The organism is Desulfovibrio piger, from assembly GCF_012843875.1.
GTDB lineage: Bacteria > Desulfobacterota > Desulfovibrionia > Desulfovibrionales > Desulfovibrionaceae > Desulfovibrio.
The window spans coordinates 129,036-151,343 of the sequence record NZ_JABAFY010000001.1; the positions used below are offsets into that span (position 1 = coordinate 129,036).

The 22,308-nt window shown below is 66.0% G+C and carries 24 protein-coding genes and 1 riboswitch; of the genes, 21 read left to right on the plus strand and 3 right to left on the minus strand.

The features are described 5' to 3' along the window. The first annotated feature begins 122 nt into the window (after positions 1-122). The 18 genes from HF854_RS00590 to HF854_RS00675 all read left to right on the plus strand — a co-directional run bounded on the left by HF854_RS00590 (position 123) and on the right by HF854_RS00675 (position 15,037). The gene (locus HF854_RS00590) at positions 123-806 is read left to right on the plus strand and encodes a glycoside hydrolase family 108 protein (RefSeq protein ID WP_168934534.1); all 684 of its coding nucleotides are present in this window, start codon (positions 123-125) and stop codon (positions 804-806) included. Positions 807-937: 131 nt separating this feature from the next. Continuing rightward, positions 938-1,117: a hypothetical protein gene (locus tag HF854_RS00595; protein ID WP_168934535.1), complete on the plus strand. Its 180-nt coding sequence runs from the start codon at positions 938-940 to the stop codon at positions 1,115-1,117. 15 nt (positions 1,118-1,132) lie between these two features. Beyond that, positions 1,133-1,555 (plus strand): hypothetical protein, encoded by a 423-nt coding sequence (locus HF854_RS00600; protein WP_168934536.1) that lies wholly within the window; start codon positions 1,133-1,135, stop codon positions 1,553-1,555. Further along, on the plus strand, positions 1,552-1,803 hold the full coding sequence (locus tag HF854_RS00605) for a hypothetical protein (protein ID WP_168934537.1): 252 nt from the start codon (positions 1,552-1,554) through the stop codon (positions 1,801-1,803). The genes HF854_RS00600 and HF854_RS00605 overlap by 4 nt, the downstream gene beginning before the upstream one ends. 24 nt (positions 1,804-1,827) lie before the next feature. After that, positions 1,828-3,162 (plus strand): terminase large subunit, encoded by a 1,335-nt coding sequence (locus HF854_RS00610; protein WP_168934538.1) that lies wholly within the window; start codon positions 1,828-1,830, stop codon positions 3,160-3,162. 207 nt (positions 3,163-3,369) lie between these two features. Further along, positions 3,370-3,948, plus strand: a complete 579-nt coding sequence (locus HF854_RS00615) for a hypothetical protein (protein WP_168934539.1) — start codon at positions 3,370-3,372, stop codon at positions 3,946-3,948. Positions 3,949-3,974: 26 nt separating this feature from the next. Continuing rightward, positions 3,975-4,184, plus strand: a complete 210-nt coding sequence (locus HF854_RS00620) for a hypothetical protein (RefSeq protein ID WP_168934540.1) — start codon at positions 3,975-3,977, stop codon at positions 4,182-4,184. A gap of 1 nt (position 4,185) precedes the next feature. Beyond that, positions 4,186-6,024 (plus strand): portal protein, encoded by a 1,839-nt coding sequence (locus HF854_RS00625; protein ID WP_168934541.1) that lies wholly within the window; start codon positions 4,186-4,188, stop codon positions 6,022-6,024. Further along, a complete protein-coding gene (locus HF854_RS00630) occupies positions 6,014-6,334 on the plus strand; it encodes a hypothetical protein (protein WP_168934542.1) in 321 nt (106 codons plus the stop codon). Before HF854_RS00625 ends, HF854_RS00630 begins: the two co-directional genes overlap by 11 nt. Further along, the gene (locus HF854_RS00635; RefSeq protein ID WP_168934543.1) at positions 6,321-6,872 is read left to right on the plus strand and encodes a hypothetical protein; all 552 of its coding nucleotides are present in this window, start codon (positions 6,321-6,323) and stop codon (positions 6,870-6,872) included. Before HF854_RS00630 ends, HF854_RS00635 begins: the two co-directional genes overlap by 14 nt. A gap of 101 nt (positions 6,873-6,973) precedes the next feature. Then, positions 6,974-7,960, plus strand: a complete 987-nt coding sequence (locus HF854_RS00640; RefSeq protein WP_168934544.1) for a major capsid protein — start codon at positions 6,974-6,976, stop codon at positions 7,958-7,960. A gap of 225 nt (positions 7,961-8,185) precedes the next feature. Continuing rightward, complete coding sequence (locus HF854_RS00645; RefSeq protein WP_168934545.1) at positions 8,186-8,608, plus strand: hypothetical protein; 423 nt, start codon at positions 8,186-8,188, stop codon at positions 8,606-8,608. Positions 8,609-8,802: 194 nt separating this feature from the next. Beyond that, positions 8,803-9,396, plus strand: a complete 594-nt coding sequence (locus tag HF854_RS00650) for a phage connector family protein (protein ID WP_168934546.1) — start codon at positions 8,803-8,805, stop codon at positions 9,394-9,396. A 65-nt stretch (positions 9,397-9,461) separates the two neighbouring features. Then, positions 9,462-10,952 carry a hypothetical protein gene (locus tag HF854_RS00655; protein WP_168934547.1) on the plus strand — a complete coding sequence of 497 codons (1,491 nt, stop codon included), beginning with the start codon at positions 9,462-9,464 and terminating at the stop codon, positions 10,950-10,952. Position 10,953: 1 nt separating this feature from the next. Continuing rightward, entirely contained in the window at positions 10,954-11,700 is a 747-nt protein-coding gene (locus HF854_RS00660) for a hypothetical protein (protein WP_168934548.1), read from the plus strand. Positions 11,701-11,958: 258 nt separating this feature from the next. Further along, positions 11,959-14,070, plus strand: a complete 2,112-nt coding sequence (locus HF854_RS00665) for a phage tail protein (RefSeq protein ID WP_168934549.1) — start codon at positions 11,959-11,961, stop codon at positions 14,068-14,070. A gap of 14 nt (positions 14,071-14,084) precedes the next feature. Then, positions 14,085-14,543, plus strand: a complete 459-nt coding sequence (locus HF854_RS00670; RefSeq protein ID WP_240937616.1) for a GNAT family N-acetyltransferase — start codon at positions 14,085-14,087, stop codon at positions 14,541-14,543. Further along, the gene (locus HF854_RS00675) at positions 14,543-15,037 is read left to right on the plus strand and encodes a hypothetical protein (protein ID WP_240937617.1); all 495 of its coding nucleotides are present in this window, start codon (positions 14,543-14,545) and stop codon (positions 15,035-15,037) included. Before HF854_RS00670 ends, HF854_RS00675 begins: the two co-directional genes overlap by 1 nt. A 432-nt stretch (positions 15,038-15,469) precedes the next feature. Here the strand turns inward: HF854_RS00675 and rbr are convergent, their stop codons facing one another. Beyond that, the gene (gene rbr, locus HF854_RS00680; protein WP_006006079.1) at positions 15,470-16,045 is read right to left on the minus strand and encodes a rubrerythrin; all 576 of its coding nucleotides are present in this window, start codon (positions 16,043-16,045) and stop codon (positions 15,470-15,472) included. Positions 16,046-16,313: 268 nt separating this feature from the next. Between rbr and HF854_RS00685 the strand changes: the two genes are divergently transcribed. Both HF854_RS00685 and HF854_RS00690 read left to right on the plus strand, forming a co-directional pair. Then, positions 16,314-17,207, plus strand: coding sequence for a M48 family metallopeptidase (locus HF854_RS00685; RefSeq protein ID WP_168934551.1), 894 nt, complete (start codon positions 16,314-16,316; stop codon positions 17,205-17,207). Between the two features lie 7 nt (positions 17,208-17,214). Further along, the gene (locus HF854_RS00690; RefSeq protein ID WP_168934552.1) at positions 17,215-17,955 is read left to right on the plus strand and encodes a sulfite exporter TauE/SafE family protein; all 741 of its coding nucleotides are present in this window, start codon (positions 17,215-17,217) and stop codon (positions 17,953-17,955) included. Positions 17,956-18,013: 58 nt separating this feature from the next. On the opposite strand, the gene HF854_RS00695 is transcribed toward HF854_RS00690, so the two are convergent. After that, positions 18,014-18,673 (minus strand): potassium channel family protein, encoded by a 660-nt coding sequence (locus HF854_RS00695; protein ID WP_168934553.1) that lies wholly within the window; start codon positions 18,671-18,673, stop codon positions 18,014-18,016. Between the two features lie 107 nt (positions 18,674-18,780). Then, positions 18,781-20,142: a TrkH family potassium uptake protein gene (locus tag HF854_RS00700; protein ID WP_168934554.1), complete on the minus strand. Its 1,362-nt coding sequence runs from the start codon at positions 20,140-20,142 to the stop codon at positions 18,781-18,783. A 232-nt stretch (positions 20,143-20,374) separates the two neighbouring features. Continuing rightward, positions 20,375-20,488, plus strand: a riboswitch (TPP riboswitch). 57 nt (positions 20,489-20,545) lie between these two features. On the opposite strand from HF854_RS00700, the gene thiC reads away from it, so the two are divergent. Beyond that, positions 20,546-21,832 carry a phosphomethylpyrimidine synthase ThiC gene (gene thiC, locus HF854_RS00705; protein ID WP_168934555.1) on the plus strand — a complete coding sequence of 429 codons (1,287 nt, stop codon included), beginning with the start codon at positions 20,546-20,548 and terminating at the stop codon, positions 21,830-21,832. Positions 21,833-22,308 lie beyond the last annotated feature (476 nt).

Sequence of the window (22,308 nt, forward strand, 5' to 3'; positions counted from 1 at the left end):
TCCCTCCACGACGCTTCCCCTACTGAAATCCTTCAAACTTACGCCAGCGCCCTTTTCCGGCATGGTGGCCTCACGGGGGCGACACCGCCCCGCCATCATTCCACCGCCATGCAGGAGGGCATATGCGCGACAATTTCACTCTGGCCCATACGTTCACGGCCCGCTGGGAAGGCGGCCTTTCCGACCACGAAGCCGATCCCGGCGGCATCACCAATCACGGCATCTCCCTGCGCTGGGTCACGGATCTGGCCCGGCAGGCCAAAGAACGCTGTCTGCGCGATGCCCGGCAGTGCGATACCTGCCCCCGGCGTACGGGCCCGGACTGCGACTACTTCAGCCTTGATCTGGACAATGACGGCGACATCGACGCCGACGACATCCGCGCCTGTACCAAAGAACAGGCGGCCCGTCTGTTCCGCAGGCATTTCTGGGAGGCACTGGGCTGCGACCGCCTGCCCCTGCCGCTGGCCGTCACGCTCTATGACGGCGCGGTCAACATGGGCGCCAGCCGGGCCGTGAAGCAGTTGCAGGAAGCCATGAACGCCGCGGGCGAGACCCAGCTCGACCACTACTCACCCATCGCCGAGGACGGCATCATGGGCCCGGACACCCGCGAGCTGGCCAACGCGCTGGCCGACGTGCATCTGGACTGGTACGCGGCCCGGAGCAGCCTGCGCCTGCGGGACGCCTTCTATCGCCGTCTGGCCGCGTCCCGCCCGTCCATGAAGGTTTTCCTGACGGGCTGGCGCAACAGGGTGAAGGCCCTGCACCAGCATCTGGCCGATCTGGAACGGGAGGCGCAGTGATGTGGAACCTGCTGCGCGATCTGGGCACCCGGCTGTTGCGCCACCTGACGGGCAGCAGCCGGGAACGGTAGGAACTGCTGGCCGCCCAGATCCGCCTTAACGAACGGGAAACGGAAAATGCCCCTTCCAGTGTGCTGCGTCTATGGCGTTCCTTCCTGGGCTGGGTGCTGGCCCTGCTCTTTTGCTGGGAAGTGCCCGTGCGCCTGCTGCTCCTGCCCCTGCTGGCGCCCGACCTGCTGGACGACCTGCCGCCCCCGGCCCTGGACCAGATCCTGGGCCTGCTGGCCGGCATGCTGGGCCTGCCCTTCTGAACCACGGAGATGCCCATGACCACCCATCTGCCTGCCGCGCTCCTGCCCCTGCTGCTGGCCCTGGTACAGGGGCTGCTGCTCTGGGCCCTGTGGAGCCTGCGCCGCAGCTTCGTCCCGCAGGCCGAACATCTGCGCTGCCGCCGGGACGAACAGCGACGGGAAGCCCTGTGGCTGCGCCGCCTCGATCTGCTGGAACAGGCTCTGGCGCAGGAACGGGAACTCCTGACGCCGCTGGCGGACGAGGTACGCTCCCTGCGGGAGGACGCAGGCCGCCTGCGCAGCCAGTTGCAGGCCCAGGAAGCGCGCTTCTACGGCCTGGAACGCCTGCTGCAACGTCTGGAACGGCATCTTGAGCGGCAGGAGGACCGCTGGCAGCAGCTCCCCGGCGCCGCCTTGCCCGCCCTGCTGCACTGCCGCCCTCCCCGGGAGGTGCAGTGATGCCGGTACGCCGCCGGAAAAAAGCCCTGGAAAAAGCCCTGCACGAGCGCCTGCAACGCCTGACCGAACATCTCGACACTGCCGAGGTCTCGGAAAAAAGCATCGACATCGTCAAAGAGATCAAGGAACTGCACGCCCTTGCCCGCACGCTGGAGCAGGAGGGCACGTCACAGGACGGCGACCGGAAGCCCCCCGCCCCCCTGCGCGTCATCTGGGCCGGACAGGAGCCGGAAGATGGCCCTCCGTAACCTTTAAACCCCGCCGAGACCGACATGGAAACGCCCTGCATCATCCCCTATGCGCCGCGCCCGCTGCAATGGCGCTTCCACCAGCAGCGCACCCGATTTTGCGTGCTGCTCTGCCACCGCCGTTTCGGCAAGACCGTGGCCGCCGTCAACGACCTGCTGCGGGCGGCCCTGCGTACTTCCCGTACGGACTGGCGCGCCGCCTACGCCGCCCCCTATCTGGGGCAGGCCAAGGCCGTGGCCTGGGATTATCTGCGGCATTTCGCGGGCGTGATCCCCGGTACCCGTTTCCATGAAGGCGAACTGCGCTGTGACCTGCCCAACGGCGCGCGCATCCGCCTGTACGGCACGGACAACGCCCAGGCCCTGCGCGGCCTGTATCTGGACGATCTGGTGCTGGACGAGCCCGCCGACATCCCCCGCGAGGTCTGGAGCCAGATCCTGCGCCCCGCTCTGGCCGACCGGCAGGGACGGGCCCTGTTCTGCGGCACGCCCAAGGGCTGTGACAATTTGCTGCACGATGTCTGGCAGCTGGCGGGCAGTCTGGGGGCGGCGGAGGGCTGGTCACGCTTTCGCTTCCCGGCCTCGCAGACAGGCTACCTGCCGCAGACCGAGCTGGACGCCGCCCGCCGCGGCATGAGCGAGGCCGAGTTCCAGCAGGAATTCGAGTGTTCCTTCGCCGCCGCCGTGCGCGGGGCCTACTATGCCGCCCAGCTGGATGCCGCCGGTCTGGCGGGACGCATCTGCCCCCTGCCGGTAAGCCCCGACCTGCCCGTGCATACGGCCTGGGACCTGGGCATGGATGATGCCACGGCCATCTGGTTCTTCCAGGTGGAGCCTTCCGGCAACTGGCGCATGCTGGACTATTACGAAGCCAGCGGCGAGGGGCTGGCCCATTACGCGGCCGTGCTGGCGGCCAAGGCCCGGCCGGAAGGAACGGCCACCGCCGACGGCATTGCGGGACGCGGATTCTGCTACGGTCGCCACCTGGCCCCGCATGACATCCGGGTGCGGGAACTGGGCACGGGCCAGAGCCGTCTGGAAAGCGCCGCCCGTCTGGGCATCCGCTTCGACATCGCACCGTCCCTGCCGCTGGCCGACGGTATCGATGCCGTGCGTCGCGCCCTGCCCCGCCTCTGGTTCGACAGCCGTCACTGCGCCGCCGGACTGGCGGCCCTGCGCTCCTACCGGCGGCAATGGCGGCCCCGGCAGGAACAGTTCTCCTCCGGCCCGCTGCATGACGGCTCCAGCCACGCCGCCGATGCCCTGCGCTACGCGGTCACGGGCTTTCGCCCGCCGGAGCGCCCCCTGCCTCCGGCCCGGGCCCGCATCAGCTATGACGTGCTGGGACTGGGGCGATGAAAGGAAGGCTTCCACGTCCCCGTGCCATCGACAGGCCCGAAAAGATCCATCGCCGGGATCGCCCGTGACAGGGCCGTGCCGGGAGACCTGCCAAGCAGGGGAAAGCCGGTCGAGATTGGCTTTCCTCCCCCGTCCCGGGCAGCGTCATGACTGCGACGACATCCCGCACGCCCCTATCCCGCAAATCCCCCAACAACAGGAGCCCGCATGGAAAACACACGACCGCAGCCCTGCGGCCAGGCCGACGTGCAGGACGCATTCCATCTGGAAGCCGTCCGGGACGACGCGGGCCGCAAAGCCCTCTTCGCCCGCATGTGCCGGGAAGGGCTCACAGGCTGCGCCATGTACGCCTGGCCCCATCCCCGGGAAGACGACTGGCTGCATCTGGTCAGCGCCCCCGGCCGCCTGCTCCTGCAGGCCACGGCCCCTGACGGCACGGCGCTGGCCTGCGGATTGTTCAGCCCCTGGCGCGGGCGGATCCGGGAATTCGATTTCACGGTCTTCCGCCCGGCATTCCCGCTGGCTGTGCCGCTGGCCCGTGCCGCTTTCCGCTGGGTCTTCCGCCATACGGAGAGCAGCGCGCTTTGGGGCCTGTGCCCGGTCAGCAACCGCCATGCCTGGCGTCTGGCCACGGCCTGCGGTTTCGTCATCACGGGACGCCTGCCCGCCGCCTGCTGGCTGGCCCGGCGCGGCGTCCATGTGGACGGCATCCAGCTGCTCTGCACGCCGGAGACGCTGGCGCGCGCCATAAAGATGTCTCCATCCGGCCACAGGGCCCATCCGTAAACAACCTTCATCCCCAAGGAGGACATATGGGATTCGGAGGCTCCTCCAGCCCCAGCGTACCGGAAGTCCAGCCCGCCCCCAAGGCGGCCACTCCCAAACCCGTCACCGAAGCGGCCACGGCCGCCCGCCAGAACCAGAAGGACAAGGCCAGCAAGGCCGCGGGCATCCGGGCATCCATCCACACCACGCCGCTGGCCTCGCAGGAGAACCGCGGCAAGACCCTGCTGGGGCAATAGGATGCGCCCGGCACAGCGCCCCGCTTTGCGCGCCCTGCTCGGGACAGCGCATCAGGGGCCCCCGCTGCCTGCAGGAGACCGGCCGGAAGCCGAAGAGCGTCTTGCCCTGCGCGTCCCGGCCCTGGCCCGGCGTTACCGGGCCCTGCTGGAACGGCGCTCGCCCTGGGACACGGCCTGGGAGAGCCTGGCCGAGCACTTTCTGCCCACCCGTTTCCGCACCGATGACAGTCCGGACGACCGCCCCCTGCTCAACCGCTCCTTGGTGGACGCCACGGGCATCCTGGCCATGCGGACCCTGGCCGCCGGCCTGCAGGGCGGCATGACCAGCCCCGCCCGGCCCTGGTTCCGGCTGGCCCTGGACGATCCCGAACTGTCGCGCAGCCACGCGGGCCAGCGTTATCTGGATGAAGTGGAGGCCCGCATGCGCGTGGTGCTGCAGCGCTGCAACTTCTACAACGCCATGCACACCATCTATGCGGAACTGGGGACCTTCGGCACGGCCTTCGTCTTCGAACTGGCCGACCTGCGCCACGGCTTCCGCTTCGTGCCGCTCTGCGCCGGACAGTATGTGCTGGATACGGACGCGGCCCGGCAGGTGGACACGGTTTTCCACCGCATGCACATGAGCCTGCGCCAGATGGTGCAAAGCTTCGGTCTGGAGGCCCTGCCGGAAAACCTGCGTCTGGCGGCCCGGCGCACGCCGGACCAGCGACATGCGGTCATCCATGCCGTGCTGCCCCGCACGGAACGTCGGCCCCGGCTGGCAGGGCAATGCCACATGCCCTGGGCCTCGGTCTACTGGCTGGAAGGACGGGAAGGGCAGGTCGTGCCCCTGAAGGAATCCGGCTTCCTGGGCTTTCCCGGTTTCGGCCCGCGCTGGGACGTGGCGGCCAACGATGTCTATGGCCGCTCGCCCGCCATGGATGCCCTGCCCGACTGCCGCATGCTGCAACAAATGGGCATCACCACGCTCAAGGCCATCCACAAAGCCGTGGACCCGCCCATGAGCGTCCATGCGGGCCTGCGCTCCGTGGGGCTCGACCTGACGCCCGGCGGCATCAACTTCGTGGACAGCCTGCCCGGACAGAACCAGCCCGTGGCCACGCCCCTTTTGCAGGTCAAGCCCGATCTGGCCCAGGCGCGCTCCGCCATGGAAGCCGTGCAGCAGCAGATACGGGCCGGGCTCTACAACGACCTGTTCCGCCTGATCCTGGAAGGGCGCAGCAAGGTCACGGCCAGCGAGATAGCCGCCCGCGAAGAAGAGAAGCTGCTGCTCATCGGTCCCGTGCTGGAACGCCTGCATGACGAGCTGCTGATCCCGCTCATCGACCGCACCTTCCGCCTCATGCTGGCCCTGGACATGCTGCCCCCCTGCCCGCCGGAACTGAGCGGACGCCACCTCAAGGTGGAATTCGTCTCCCTGCTGGCCCAGGCCCAGAAACTGGTGGGCATCAGCGCCACGGACCAGTATCTGGCCCTGACCCTCAAGGCGGCCTCGGCCTGGCCCGAAGCCCTGGACAGCGTGGATGTGGACAATCTGCTGGACAATTATGCCCAAAGCCTCGGCCTGCCCGCGAACCTGACACGTCCCCGTGAGGAACGGGCCCGGCTGCGGGCCGGACGCGAGGAAGCGCGGCAGACGGAACAGCAGCTGGAGCTGCTGCAGAAGGCCGCCGACCTGGGACACACCCTGGCCGACAGCGACCTGACCGTGGAAGGGGAAAAAAGCTCCGTCCTGCAGGTACTGGCCAACCTGGCCGCCGGGGCCGCCCCTGCCCTGCGGCCGCAGCAGACGAGCGGCACGACGCCGCCCCCGGAAGGAGGACACGATGCACGATGACCGGCTTTTCCCCGCCGGGGCTCCTGCCCCCGCTTCCCCGGCACAGCAGCGCTGGCGGGCCGGACTGTGCCGGGCCGTGGATGGTCTCATGACCTCGGCGGAAGGGCGCGACCTGCTGCGCTGGCTGTTGCAGGCCGGGCTCTGCTTCACCGCCGCCTGTCCGGGACCGGGGACCCCGGCCGGACAGATCTACTGGGAGGAGGGCCGCCGCCATGTGGGCGTGGCCGTGCTCCGCCTTTTGCAGGAGGCCGATCCCTCCCACCTGCCCCGACTTTTTTTGACACAGGAGGAAGACGATGCCCGAAACTGAAGCGATCTTTGACGAAGGCCGCATGGCCCCCCGGCCGGAAAGCGGTCTGTACGGCCTGCCTGCCGACGAGGGGGGGACGTCCCCCGCTACGCCCCTGCTGGGCAGCGGCCCGGAGGAAGGCCGGCCCGCCGCCCCCGGCCAGTCCTCTGCCGAGGGGCAGAAAAAACAGCCCGCAGCCGATGACGCCGCCCGGCTGGAGGCCCATCTGCGCCAGACCGACGCCCTGCGTCGTGCCCGCTGGCAGCAGCAGGTGGAACAGTGGCGGCAGGAAGTGGCCGACGATCCGCAGCTGGGCGGCGAGCATCTGGCCACCACCGTGGCCCGGGCCCAGCTGGCCCTGGACCGCTTCGACACGGACAAGAGCATCGGCCGCCTGCTGGAAGAAAGCGGCTACGGCAACCACCCGGCCGTGCTGCGCTTCTTCAGCCGCCTGGCCGACAGTCTGCTGGAAGACAGCCTGCCCGGCAGCGAAGGCGGCGGCAGCCTGCCGCCCCTGGAAGAACGCATGTACGCGGGCTGGAGCTCGCAGCGATCCTGACCATGCAGGTCGCCAACCGGCACACGGCATTTTCCCCTTTCCCTCGTTTCGTACCGGGCCGCTGACGGCCCCTTCCCGACCACCTTTGCCAAGGAGACTTCATGTCCGCCACTCTGGGTTTTGTGGCCACGCTGGCCGAAATGGAACAGTTCTATCGCGGCGACAAGGCCGGCCAGATCATCGAGCTGATGAACAAGACCAACGACATCATGGATGACGTGCCCTGGATGGAAGCCAACCAGTCCGACGGCCACCTGACGCGCATCCGCACCGGCCTGCCCGCCGTATACTGGCGCCGCCTCTATCAGGGCACGCCGCCCGCCAAGTCCCAGTGGAGCCAGGTCAAGGAAGGTTGCGGCATCCTTGAGGCCATCATGGAACTGGATGTGGAAGAGATCCGCCTGTACGGCGACCGTGACCGCTCCTTCCGCATGAGCGAGGGCATCGCCTTTGCCGAGGCCATGCGCCAGAAGGTGGCCCGCACCCTGTTCTATGGCGACAGCAACCGCAACCCCGACGAATTCAACGGCCTGGCCATGCGTTACCCGGCCAGCGATGCCGAAAACGTGCTGGACGCCGGTGGCCGCGACGGCGGCTGCACCTCGCTCTGGCTGGTCTCCTGGGGGCCGCAGTCCGTGCACGGCATCTATCCCAAGGGCAGCCGCGGCGGCCTTTCCCACGAAGATCTCAAGACCTACATGGCGCAGGACGAAAACGGCCGCAAATATCAGGTCACGGGCGACAAATACAACTGGCGCTGCGGTCTGGCCGTACGCGACTGGCGCGGGGTGGTGCGCATCGCCAACGTGCCCGTGGCCGCACTGGGCAAGCGCAAGGGCGAGGAAGGTTTCGTGGATCTGCAGAAGCTGACCATCGAAGCCAAGAACCGCATGCCCCAGCATCTGCGCCAGAAAGCCGTCTGGTACGCCAACGCCGATGTGATCACCGCGCTGGAACTCCAGAACTCCGACGCCGGGCAGGTGCAGCTGCACTACGGCGAATTTTTCGATGCCAAGGCCGTTCCCGTGCTGCACGGCCGCCCCGTGCGCCAGTGCGACGCCATCGCCTCGGACGAGGCTTCCATCTAGAGCCGTGCCCTTCCAAGGGGGGACCGCCCTGAGCTGCCGCTGCTGCCAGGATGCCGGGACCTTACGCACGATCCCCGGGCGGATGCGCTGTCCGTGCAGCGGCGCTCCCCTTCCTCCGCCTCCACCGTGTCCCGGCGCCCCCGGTTGCTCTCCCCTCTGACTGCACGACCTGCGGCCGTCATACGTCCGCTCCCCATGCATTTTTTCAGGAAACAAGGAGTCCTCATGGCCATCATCGACAGTCATTGCATCCTTTTCGAAGGTCCCCTGAGTGCCGAAAGCACCGGCAAGGCCGTACCCCTCACGGCCCTGCGCCTGCCCGGCCGCATGGAGCCCATGCCGCTGCGCATCTCTGTGACCAGGGGTTTCGCCAAAGAACAGACCACCTCGCTGGCCCTGACCCTGCAGGAAGCCGACAGCGCCGAAGGCGAATGGCAGGACGTGCCCGGCGCTGCCATCACCGTCCAGGGGGCGGAACTGGGCGAGGGCGCCCGCCTGGGCTGGCGCTTCGTGCCCCAGGCCGTGCGCAAGAGCTGGCTGCGCCTCAAGCTGTCTCCGGCCGGGAGCGGCAGCCATGACGGGCACATCTTCGCGGCCCTGCTGCGCGAGGAAGACTTCCCCTACGAAAAGGAACTGCGCGTGCGCTAGTCCTTTTCCTGCACCGGGAGCGGCCGGGCCATCTCACAGCCCGGTCGCCGCACCGGAGACAGGATCATGCCCGCGACCGGCGGGCGACAGACCCCTCATTCATGGGGCGGGGCGGACGCTTGCCCCGCCCCCCTGCCCAACGTAGGGGAGCCCCCTCCGTTCCCTTTTCCCTGATGCCATCACAAGGAAGACATATGGAGACCCTGACCCAGATCGCCATCTGGAACCGGGCCCTGGGCTTTTTGGGCGCCCGCAGCATCGCCGCCGAGGACGAGAACACGCCCGAGGCCCTGCAATGCCGCCTGTACTGGGACAGTGCCCGGCGGCAGGCCCTGCGCGACTACCCCTGGGCCTTTGCCCAGCGCCGGGCCTGGCTGGCCCGGGTGGCCCTGCCCTCGGGCTTCGAGCAGGAATACCGCTTTGCCTATGCCCTGCCCGAGGCCTGCCTCAAAGCGCATGAGGTCCGGCACGAAGGCCTGCTGCCGCGCCCCTTCTGTCTGGCGCGGGATCCCGCCGGGGATGCCACCATCCTGCTCACCAGCGCCAGCCGGGCCTTGCTGCTCTATACGGAAGACGTGCGCCACTGCCACCAGTTCGACGACCTTTTCGCCCACATGCTGGCCCGCAAGCTGGCCTGCCTGCTGGCGGCACCGCTGCTCAAGAGCAACAGGCAGAAGATCGCGGAGCTGGAACAGCTCTACAGCGCCAGCCTGCCCCAGGCCCGGCAGTCCGATGCCAGTGAGCGCCGCCCCCTGCCCCTGCCCGACAGCTGGTTGCAGGCCCGCTGACGGCCCGATACCCGCTCTTCACTATATGGCGGCCTTCCCTGTCCGCCCCTTTTCCGGGAGTTCGCATGACCATGCCTTACAGTCCCGGCCGTGCCCTGTTCGAAGGCAACGGTACGGCCACGGATTTTCCTTTTTCCTTCAAAGTCTGGGGAACGGAACAACTGACCGTCACCCTGACCGGCCCCGACGGCAACAGCCGCCCGGCCAGCGGCTGGACCGCCCTCCTGAACGACGACGGCGGCAGCGTGACCTACCTCCACGAAGGCGCTCCCCTGCCCGCGGGCTGGAAACTGGCCATCACCCGCAACATGCCTTTTGAACAGCAGATCGACCTGGTGTCCGGGACCCGCTTCGATGCCGAAGTCATCGAGACAGGCCTCGACCGGGCTACGGCCGAACGCCAGCAGCTGCTGGAACAGCTCCAGCGGGCGGTCATCCTGCCCCCCACCAGCGACGAGACGCCCATCAAGATGGCCGAACAGCTCCTGCAGGCGGGAAAGACCGCCCAGGCCAGCGCCGCAGCTGCCCAGGACAGCGAATCCGCAGCAGCGTCCAGCGCTTCGCAGTCCGCAGCCAGCGCACAGGCCGCAGCTGCCTCGGCAGAAGCCGCCGACCAAAGCCGGGCAGCGGCAGCCGCCAGTACCGCCGACGCCTCCCAAAGCGCCACGGCAGCCCGCCAGAGCGCGGAGGCCGCGGCAGGGAGCGAGGACAGGGCCGCCCAGAGCGCCGCGTCCATCCTGGGATTGCAGGTGGAGGTGTCCACGCTCGATCCCGGACTGCCCGCCGGCGGCGACTATGACCCGGAGACCGGCATCCTGCATCTCGGCATCCCCAAGGGCGATTCCGGGGCGTCGGCCATCGCCACCCCTACCAGCCTGGGCAGCGTCATGCCCCAGACCGGCCACGAGGACGGCCTTGAACTCGAAACAGATGGGAAACTGCGCGTCCGCAAGGCCAGTGCTTCCCAGCGTGGCGGCGTGCTGGCCAGCACCACGGCGGCGGCCAACACCGTGCCCCAGGCCGGGGAAGACGGCACGCTGGACGCAAGCTGGGTGCCCAGACCTGACTATTGGGACATGTTCCCGCCTTTCGTGCCCGTCCCCATCTGGGGCGCGACGCCGGGCGGCAGTGACGGACGCCGGGCCATCATGCCCGGAGAAGAGCAGGCACGCGAAGAATGGATCCTCTGCGACGGCGGCAGCGACGGCAAGGACGGCACCGTGCCTGACCTGCGGGGCCGCTATATCCGTGGTGCCAGCGAAGCCGAGCCCGAAGGCACGGAAGGCGGCAGCGAAGATGTCGCTGTGGATCTTTCCGGCAGTACCGGGGCCACGACGCTGAGTACAACGCAGATACCCAGCCACACGCACCCGTTCTCTGCCGTCATATCGACTAAAGGACGGTATATGGAGAGCGGGAACCTATACGACAGCGGCAGTTCCAGTACTTCCGCAACGGGCGGCAACGGTTCCCACACGCATCCCCTGTCCGGCTCGGTATCCGGCACGCACACCGACCCGCATCTCGCCATGCACTTCTTCATCAAGGTGGTCTAGCATGAAAACACACGTCACCGTCATCCCGTCCGACGGCATCATCTCTGTGGACGGGGAAGTGCTGTTCCTGGACGGCATCACGTCCGAGACCTTCCACGCCCTCCAGTGGCACGATGGCGCGGGCCATGTGGAGCCCGGCGACGGACTGCCCAACGAGGAGCTTTCCACCGACGATTACGCCGGGCGCGTGGCCCCCTTCGTGGCCCTGTGGGAAGAAGAGAAGGCCCGTCTGGAAGAAGAGGCCAACCGCCCGCCCACTGACGAGGAGCTGGCCGCGCAGGCCGTAGCCGAGGCCAGGGCGCAGTCGCGCAGCATCCTCATGGCCCGGATGCAGGCGGACATGGTACAGACGGGCGCCTTCGCCGCCGCCGAGTTCGCCACCTTCGCCAAAGCCGGGCTGTTCACGGACTGGGCCGCCGGACGGACCTACGCCAAGGGCTACCGCCTGGCCCACAAGGGCATCGTCTATGAGGTGATGCAGGAAGTGACCGCCATCGAGAACCAGCCCCCGGATGCCGCCGGGCTGCTGGCCGTGTACCGCCCGCTGTCCGTGGACCCGGAGACCGGTGAAGAGCCGGACGGCAGCCGGGAACATCCCTTCGCCTTCCTCTACGGCATGGATGTCACCAAGGACTGCTACTACAGCTACGAAGACAAGCTCTGGCTGGCCAGGGCCGACATGCCCGCCTGCGTCTGGGTGCCGGGCACGGCGGGCCTGTGGCAGTGGGAAGAAGCAAGCGCGGCCTGAGCCCCGGCGGATGCGGGAACGGCCCATTTTCTTTGCAACGGATACCGGCCCCGGCACATGCCGTCACGGCCCGTGCCCGAAAGCATACGGGCTGGGACAGATGCGGCAACGTGAACACGAGCATCCTGCGTCTGGCCGATCCCATTCCCCCTCCCCGTCCTGTGATGCTGCCTTTTTCCCCACGATCCGGGACAGCTCCCACAGGCTTTTCCCTGGTTCTCCTGCCCATCCCGCAACCTCCACCTTTTTCGAGGATCCATGCGCATAGCCCTGCACAACTTCACCGGCGGCGAGGTCTCCCCCATCCTGGCCGCCCGCTATGACCTTTCCCGTTACGGCAGTTCCGTGCAATGCATGGAGAACATGCTGCCCGGCCTGCACGGCGACGTGCGCCGCCGCCCCGGGACCCTATTCCTGGGCAGCCTCGAAGACGAGGCCGTGCTCCTGCCTTTCAGCTTCAATGCTCTGGCGGAACAGAACTTCGTGCTCGTCCTTTCGGGGAATGGCCTGAGCATCGCCGACATCCACGGCTTCGATCCGCAGGAAGGGAGCATTCCCCGGCTGCCTACCCCTTACGAGGCCCGGCATCTGCTGGAGATCTGCGCCGCCCAGGTGGGGGATACGGTCTATCTGGCCCACACGGCCTATCCGCTGCACAAGCTCGTCCGCAGTACGGACAGCGAGCCGGAGGCCCCCCTGCCGGAAAATGCCATCCGCAGCCACGGGTACCGCTGGACGCTGGAAGCCGTGGCCCTCAACAGCAGCCTGCCCGCTCCCCAAGCCCCCGGCTGTACGTTCGTACGCGGCAACAACGACGATGACGCCGGGCTCGGCTACACGCTGCGCTACAAGATCGTGGCCGTGGACGCCAACGGCAAGCAGTCGCTGGCTTCGGAGGCGGGCAGCTGTAACGGCAAGCATCCTTCCGACTGGGTGGTGGGCAACCGCACGGACATCTCCTGGACAGCCGTGGAAGGCGCCACGGAATACAATATCTACCGGGAGGAGGCCGGGTACTACGGCTTCATCGGCGTCAGCAGCGGCACGACATTTTCGGACAACAACTATCAGGCAGACACCGCCGATACCCCGCGCGAGGACTGGGACCCGTTCGCCGACGGCAACAACCCGTCCGTGGTGGCCTTCCACCAGCAGCGCATGGTCCTGGCGGGCACACGCGACAGCCCGCAGGCCTTCTACCTTTCGCGCAGCGGGGACTTCGAGAACTTCCGCAAGTCCCGCCCCCTGCAGGACGACGACCCGGTGGAATACCTCATCGCGTCCGGCTCCATCGACGCCATCGCCTGGGCGGCCAGCTTCGGGGACCTGCTGCTGGGCACCTCGGGCAGCGAATACAAGGCCAGCGGCAACGGCAGTGCCATCACCCCGGGCAACATCACCATCACGGCCCAGTCCTACTGGGGCAGCGCGGGCCTTGCGCCCATCATCATCGGCAATGCCATCCTGCATGTGCAGCGCCACGGCGCCCATGTGCGCGACCTGTTCTATTCGCTGGAAAAAGACGGCTATGCGGGCAATGACCTTTCCATCCTGGCGCCGCATCTGTTCGAAGGGCACCGCCTGCGTCAGTGGGCCTACCAGCAGACGCCGGGATCCGTGCTCTGGATCGTACGCGACGACGGCCTGCTGCTGGCCCTGACTTATCTCAAGGAGCACGACATCTGGGGCTGGAGCCGCCATCCCACGGCCGGAGAGGTGCTGTCCGTGTGCAGCATCTCCGGCCCGGACAGCGACGAACTGTTGCTGGTGGTCCGCCGCCGGGATGCGGACGGCGGCACCCGCTACTGTCTGGAACGTCTGGCCCCCCAGTGGCAGGACAGCGATCCTGTGGAGGAAGCTTTTTTTGTGGATTGCGGTCTGAGCCTTCACCGGGAAGAAGCGGTCAACGACGTGGACGGGCTCGACCATCTGGAAGGCCAGTCCCTGGCCGTGCTGGCGGACGGGAGCCCCGTGGAAGGCTGCGTGGTGCGGCAGGGCCGCATCCGGCTGCCCTTTGCCGCCCGCATCGTCCAGGCAGGCCTGCCCTATGCCTCCGTCCTGTCGCCCCTGCCCGTGGAAGGCAACGGCGAATCCGGCAGCACGCTGGGACGGCAACGGGCGCTAGGCCGCTGCTGCCTGCGCCTGTACCGCAGCGTGGGCGGGCGCTACGGAGCCGGCCGCGACGAACTTTACGACATCCCCTTCCTGCCCCGGCGCTGGGATGAGGCCTGCCAACCTTTCAGCGGCGATGTGGATTTTTTGCCCGCCGGAGGACACGGCCCCTCGGCCACCATCTGGCTGGTGCAGGAACGTCCCCTGCCCTTCCACCTGCTGGCCCTGAGCCTGGATGTGGAATTTGCGGAGATATGAACCAAGGAGAGAGCATGATCCATTGTCACTGTGAACCGCTCGAACGCCTGCTGCCGGAGCTGCCGCCCCTGTTGCAGGCCCACTGGGACGAGAGCGAGGCCGCCCTGTTCGGCCCGCAGGTCTACGCCCTGGACACGGAACGCTATGCCTGCTGGGAGCGGCTGGGCATGCTGCATGTGGTGACGGCCCGGGACAGCTCCGGCAGCCTGCAGGGCTACGCCGCCTTCACCCTGACGGATTGCCCGCACCGTCCGGGAAAACGTCTGGCCGCTCTGGATGGCCTGTATCTGGCACCGGCCGCCCGCAAGGGCCTGGCCGTCCTGAAGCTGCTGCGTGCAGCCGAGGCCGGGCTCAGGGAACGCGGCGCGGACGTGGTCCAGTACAGTTCCCCGGCCTCCCGCCCCTGTGACGCCCTGTACCGCCGCCTGGGGGCCCGCCATACGGAAAGCGTCTGGCACAAGGAGCTGCGCTGATGGCCGTGGCCAGCAGTACCGCGGCCCTGCTGGGGGCCGCCGTGACCTTTGCCAGCACCGCCGTGGGCACCTGGAGTGCCGTGAGCCGTCAGGAAGAGCAGCGCAAACAGGCGGAATTCTCCGCCGACATGGCCCGGCGCAATGCGCAGATCGCTGAAGAAAATGCCCGCATGGCCGAAGAAGAAGCCCGGCAGACCCGGGCAGATAGTTACGACAAGGCGGTGCGCAAACGTCAGGAAACATCCCTGCTGGTCGGCAAACAGCGGCACAGGCCGGGGCCTCGGGCGCGCAGATCGACAGCGGCAGCCATCTGGACAGTCAGCTCGACCTGCGGGAAAAAGGAGAACTTGATGCCCTGTCCATCGAAGAACAGGGCGAACGCGCGGCCTACAATCAGGAAGTCCAGGCCTGGAACCAGCGCAATGCCGCCCAGGGATCCCAGGCCCGGGAACGGCAGCTGCGCAGCAAAAGCAGCACGGACTATCTTTCCCTGAGCAAGACCCTGCTCAATGGCGCCGGACGCCTGGGCAACAACTTTGACCTGTTCTCGGGCCAGGGGCCGCGCCTGCCCTGAAGAAAATGGCAGAGGGGGGTGAAACGGTTCCCGAGCGCTGCCTGATGCCGGAAGGGCGCGGGATGCCGGACAACCACAGCGACGCGCCAGCTGCGGGCTTGCCCGCTTTTCTTTGCCTGCTTTTCTGCCCGTCGTATCCGCATCCCGGCAGAGACGTCTTGTCAGGTCTTGCCTTGCCTGGAAAAGTCCTCCCCGCGACGGCCCTGCTCCTGAGGCATATTCCTTTGCAACGCAAAAGGCCCTCCCTTCACGAAGGGAGGGCCTTTTTTGCTGGTATAGAAAAAGGGGCCGCGGCATATCGCCACGGCCCCGGGTATCCATACTGTAGCGGGCAGGCTACGTCAGGAAAGGACTAGAAGGTGTAGTTCAGTTCTTCGAAGTGGGCCTTGGGATGGGCACAGGCCGGGCACAGATCGGGAGCGTGGGTACCTTCCACCAGGCAACCGCAGTTGCGGCAGCGCCACACGGTGGCTTTTTCACGCATGAACATGCGGCCTTCCTTGATGTCCTTGGCCAGGGCCAGGAAGCGCTTTTCGTGGTAGGCTTCGGCCACGGCGATATTGCGCATCACAGCGGCGATCTCGGAGAAACCTTCCTTTTCGGCCACAGCGGCGAAGGAAGGATACATTTCCGTGTGCTCGTGGTTTTCACCGGCGGCGGAGGCCAGCAGGTTGGCTTCGGTGGCGCCGATGATGCCGGCAGGGAATGCACCCACGATCTCCACATCGCCGCCTTCGAGGAACTTGAACAGGCGCTTGGCGTGTTCCTTTTCCTGCAGGGCGGTTTCCTGGAAGATGTCGCGGACCAGGACGTAGCCATCGCTTTTGGCTTTGGCAGCAAAAAAGTCGTAACGGTTGCGGGCCTGAGATTCACCGGCAAAAGCGGTCAGGATGTTTTTCTCGGTCTGGGTACCTTTCAAAGATTTCATATGCTGTCTCCCGAGCCGTGGCTCTGTTGGTGTGCTTGTTGTTGAGGAGGTCTTGTTCCGTTCCCCGTTGAGCTATTGATAATAAATCTTATTAGCGAATGCAAGCACTTTTTCCATTTTCCCGAAAAAAATTATCGGGCTGCCTGTCATCTGCATAACGCCAAATCCATAAAAAAACAAGTTATATTTATAATAACACATTGAAATCATTCGTATAGTTTTTATTACCCTGTTTACAGGCCCGCAACAGCTGTGGCAAGCTTACGGCATGCAGCCCCTTTTCGCTCCTTCTTCCGTCCAGCTCCTCGATGGCGACCGCTCCGTCCTGTTCACTCTGGCAGACGGCAGCCGCCATGAGGCACGCCTCATCCCTTCCGCCCGGGCCCGGAATCTGCGCCTGCGCCTGTCCCCCGACAAGGGCCTGCTCCTGACCGTGCCTGCCGGCATCCCCGCCACGGCCTTGCCTGCCCTGCTCTTCTCGTTCCTGCCCTGGCTGGAACGTCATCTCCCTGCCTGCCCCGCGCCCGCTCCGCTCGTCTTGCCGGAAAAGCTTCTCCTTCCCCTGCGCGGTACGGCCCTGCAGATCATCTCCGACGGGCCGCTGTCCAAAGGCCGCCGCCAGGCCGCTTCCTGCACAGAGCCGCCGCTTTTGCTGCGCGCCGGCAGCAAACGTCTGCTGGCCCTTGTCCGGGATGAGGAACTCCGGCTCTATGCCGCTGCCACGCCGGAAGATGCCGCCCTGCTGCTGCGCCACTGGTGCCGCCGGCAGGCAGAAAAGCTGCTGCCCCCCTATCTGCAGCGGCTCGCCGGTCAGGGCGGCTTCACCGTCGCCCGGGTCACTGTCAGGGACCAGCGCCGCCGCTGGGGCAGCTGCAGTAGCCGTGACGGCGGCAGCATCAGCCTCAACTGGCGTGCCGTCCTGCTGCCCCTGTCCCTGCTGGAGCACCTGTGCTGGCACGAGCTGTGCCACCTGCATCATATGGATCATTCCCCGGCCTACCGGCAGACGCTGGCCCGCTTCTCTCCTGACTGGAAACTCCAGGAACGCCGCCTGACGGCCTTCTGGCGCGATCTGCCGGTCTGGGCACGCCCCTGCCCTTCACCTGCCCCGGACAAAGAGGCCGGGCGAACCGCTTTACAAGCTCAAGACAGCCCCGTATAGCCAGTTGATGGACTGGGCATCATTTTTCATCTGCTTCACCGGCTGGACCCTGGGGGGAATCGTCAACGGTATCAGCGGACTGGGCGCGGGCATCTTCGCCCTGCCCATCGTCCTGCTGGTCACGGACATCAAGACGGCCTCCCTCATCACCTGCATCATCTGCATCCCGCTGCCTGCCATCCTGGGCTGGCAGTTCCGCCATTATTACCGCATGGCCGATCTTCGGCTGCTGCTCCTGGGCACCATCCCCGGCGCCCTGCTGGGTGTGGCCCTGCTGCCGCTCATCCCCGCGCGTGCCCTGCAGGTGGGCCTGGGGATCATGCTCATGGCCCACATGGTCTGGCACCTGCTGGCCCACCGGCCGGGGCCCCTGCATTCGCCCCGGCTCTGGGGCTCCGTCAGCGGAGCGCTGGCCGGTTTCATCCAGGCAGTGAGCGGCCTCGGCGGCCCGGCCATCGGCATGTATGCCCAGCTGGCCCACTGGGACAAGGACCGCACCCGCGGCAATATCAGCCTGTACTTTCTGGGGCTCTCCCTGCCTCTGGTCCTCATGCAATACCTGGCGGGCTATTACACCGGGCCCGTGCTCCAGGGCCTGATCCCCTGTCTGCTGGGCTGCGGCGTGGGCCTGGTCATCAGTTATCCCTTGGCACGCAAGATCGGCGAGGCCAGCTTCCAGCGCCTGCTGGCCATCGTCATCGGCCTGTCGGGCTTTTCCATCCTGACACGGGCCCTGCTGGACAGTTGAACGAAAAAAGACGCCCCCAGGCGTCCTTTTTTATTGGCCAAAAACGGCAACCATCAGGTTACGGCTCAAGTTTGCGCACGGCATCGGCCCGGCCGGCCACCACCAGCGTGTCTCCCTTGTGCAGCACGGTGAGCGCCGGCGGGACGAACTGAAAAGCGCGCTCGCCTGCCGGACGGATGCCCATGACCATGACCCCGAAGGACTGGATCAGGTTCAGGTCCACCAGCGTGCGCCCGTGCCAGTTGTCGACGCGCAGCTCCTGGATGGCGATGCCGCCGTATTTGGGAATCAGGTCCAGCATGCCCGGATGGCACAGCTGGTGCGCGGCCATGACGGCGGCTTCCATCTCGGGCACGATGGCCCTGTCCACATGCAGGCGCTGCAGGATCTTTTTGTGTTCCTCGTTGGAGGCCTTGACCCAGATCTTGGGGCCGCCCAGCTCCTGGACGTTGAGCGTGATGCTCAGGGACTGTTCCACCCCTTCGCCCACGCTGATGACCACCCAGTCCAGATCCTGCACATGCAGGGAGCGCAGGACGCTCAGACTGGTGGCGTCGGCCTTGTAGACCGTATCCAGCAGCTCTTCGGCCAGCTGCACACGGGCATCGGCCATGTCGATGCCGATGACCGTATGGCCCATGGAAGCCAGAGTCGTGGCCATGCGCAGGCCGAATTTCCCCAGACCGATGATGCCGATTTCCAAAGTTTTCTCTGCCATGCAGGCTCCTTGTCACGATGGCGCCGATGCCGCCCGCGGGGGCGGCTTCGGGAACAGCCGCAGACACGGTCTTGGCCGCGTCCTTTCAAAACTATCCTTCTCCGGTGTTACCCCACGGGCAGCTGGCTTTCCGCGTAGGCATAGGCCTTTTTGGGCTGCAGGCTGCGCAGGGCCAGCAGCAGGGAGAGCAGCCCCACACGACCGGCGAACATGTTGAATATCAGGATGCACTTGCCTTCACTGGTCAGCTGCGGAGTCAGGTTCACGCTCAGCCCCACGGTGCCCTGCGCCGAGACCACCTCGAACAGCAAATTGACGAAGGCCATGCTTTGTCCCTCGACCCGGTGCAGGATGCCGTTTTCCGTGATGGTCAGCAAAAAGACGGAAAAGAAGATGCTCAGCGTATGCAGCAAAAAGAGCGTCAGGGCCCGCGTCAGGTTCTCCGGCGGCACGCCCCGCTTGTGGAAAACGATCTGACGATCCCCGCGCACCTGGGCCACCACATAGCCCACCAGCAGACGGAAGGTCACGATCTTGATACCGCCGGCGCACGACCCCGGTCCGCCGCCGATGAACATCAGGACCATCAGGACCATCAGGCTCGCGTGGCTCCAGTTGGCCATGTCCACCATATTGAAACCGGCGGTTCGGGCGGAGATGGAGTGGAACAGCGAGATCAGGAACAGATGGAGGCCGTCCCCCACCAGATCCTCGTTGCCGGCGCGACGCCACTCCACCACGAAGATCAGCAGCGCCCCGGCCACGATGAGGAACAGGCTGGTATTGATGACCAGGCGGCTCAGACGTCTCAGACGCGTCACCGGCGCCAGACGCCCCCGGCTCAGGATGCCCAGGCATTCCCGCAGCACGCCGAAACCGATGCCCCCCAGGACGATGCAGATGCAGATGACCGTGCAGACCAGCCCGTCTTCCCGGAATGCGACCATATTGTCCGGCGCCAGAGCGAAACCGGCGTTGCAGAAGGCCGAGACCGCATGGAACAGGGCACTGAAGGGAGAAAAGAACACCGGATCATGCAGGAAGAGCACCAGCGCGGCCAGCAGCTCCACGCCCAGGACGATGCACACGACCTGCAGGAGGAACTGCCCCATATTGAAATCTCCGCCCAGCAGGGCCTGGCTCACGGCCTCGCGGCTGGTGAAGGGCACCTGCTTGCGCCACAGGAGAAAGATCAGGCTGGTATAGGTCATGACGCCCAGACCGCCCACCTGGATGAGGACCAGCATCACGCCCTGTCCCACAGGGCTCAGCACCTGGCTGATGTCCACCGGGGACAGGCCGGTCACACAGACTGCGGAAGTAGACAGGAACGCAGCATCCACCACGGAGAGGGAAGCTCCTTCGCCATGACAGACGGGCAGGCACAGGGCCAGTGTCCCCAGCAGGATCATGGCCGCAAAGGAGATGGCCGGCCATGTCAGGGGAGTGAGATAACGTTTACGCTGCATGCTCTCCTCTGGGCTCAGGACGCATCATCCGTCCGGCAGACGGCCTCCGCATGAACAGCGAAAGCCAGGCCGCCCGGCGCCCTGAGCAGACATCGGTCCCGGCCTGCCGCCATCCTGAAGAAACGGTCGCTGCAGCCGGGCGATGACGCCTGACCCTAGTCCAGCTGCCCGGCTATTGCAAGCCGCGCCTCCGGGGGCGTACTTTACAGCCGGAGCAAAGCCCGCTACAGTGCCCGCCAGCTAGGGGAGCCGTGAACGGCAGTTGCACGGCTGAGAGTGGGATAGTCCCAGACCCTGTGAACCTGACGCAGTTCGCACTGCCGTAGGGAAGCTGAGCCGCACCCGCGAAAGACAGGTTGTGGCTTTTTTTGCGCCCTGCGTCCAAACCCAAGGATGCAAACCCATGTCTTCCATCCTCTCCCGTAACGCCGCCCTGCGCGGCCTTCTCGACCAGCATCTGGCCGCCCTTTCCCAGGAAGAGGGCCTTGCCCCTGAAACCATCACCAGCGCCATCGAAGCCGGCAGCATGGTCCTGCTGGGCAATCCCGCCCACGCGGGCCTAGCGCCCATCGTCGTGGGCCAGCCTTCCCGCATCAAGGTCAACGCCAATATCGGCACCTCGCCGCTGTGCAACTGTCTGCACACCGAAAAACGCAAGCTGGCCGTGGCCCTGGAAGCCGGGGCCGATACGGTCATGGATCTTTCCATCGCCGGTGATCTGGATGCCATCCGTACCGGCATGCTGGCTGCCTGCCCGCGCCCGCTGGGCACGGTGCCCATGTATTCCGTGGGCCAGCAGATCCTGGACAATGACCGGGACATCGCCAGCATGCAGCCTGACGACCTGTTCGCCGAGATCGAAAAACAGGCCCGCCAGGGCGTGGACTTCATGACCGTGCACTGCGGTCTGACCAAGCGCGGCGCGGAAATGGCCGTCAAGCAGGACCGCGTCATGGGCGTCGTCTCCCGTGGCGGCTCCATGCTGGCCCGCTGGATGCTGGAAAACGGCAAGGAAAATCCCCTGCTGGAGTATTTCGACCGTCTCATCGACGTGTGCCGCCAGTTCAACGTTACCCTGTCCCTGGGCGACGGCCTGCGCCCCGGTGCCGGTGTGGATGCCGGTGATGCCGCCCAGTGGGAAGAAGTCATTACCCTGGGCCGTCTGGCCAAGTATGCTCTGGAACAGGGCGTGCAGTGCATGATCGAAGGCCCCGGCCATGTGCCCATGAATCAGGTCCGCACCCAGATCCAGGGCATCAAGCGCCTGACCAACAACGCTCCCCTCTATGTCCTCGGCCCCTTGTGCTGCGACAGCGCCCCGGGCTACGACCATATCGCCGGTGCCATCGGCGGCGCCCTGGGCGTGGAAGCCGGTGTGGACTTCCTCTGCTACCTGACTCCGGCCGAACATCTGACCCTGCCCAATGAAGAAGATGTGCGCGCCGGTGTCATGGCCTCGCGCGTGGCTGCCCATGTGGGCGAGGTAGCCCTGGGCCGTGAACGTGCCGTGCGCCGCGAAGCCACCATGAACGCCGGCCGTAAGGCCCTGGACTGGGACATGATGCGCGAAGCCGCCCTTGATCCCCAGCAGCTGGACAAGCGCCGCGAAGACCACAAGCATGAAGATGTCTGCGCCATGTGCGGCAAATTCTGCGCCGTGAAGATGCTCAAGGACCAGAAAAAGGACTAGGAAAACCTTTGAAGGGGGAGGGGACCCCTTTTCCTTGCGGAAAAAAGTTGTTCCCTCCCCCTCGCCCCCTCCTTCCCCCAAAACCGCTCATCAGGACTGCCTGCATCACAGGCAGTCTTTTTTATGGCTGGCGCAAGTTGAGGGATGTTCCTGCTCTGGAAAAAATTCTGCCCCATCAACAGCCGGTAGGAGGAAGGACGCCTTGAAAAGGCATGATGGTCCATAAAATACCATCGTGTGCTTTCCCTGCCAGGCCCGAAAATTCGCAAATACTATTCCGCTGGATGTCGATGGCGACACCGCTGCCTTACAATATTTTCGATTTGAGCCTCTTCACAGCCAAGGCAACCCCATTCCCATCCATGCACAGGCCCGCTGGCAAAACGCAGGCCCAGCAGTAAAAGTTTTTGGAAGGGAGGGGCGCGGGGAGGGAGAACCTTTTTCCAAAAAGGTTTCCCTCCCCGCAAGCTTTTCTT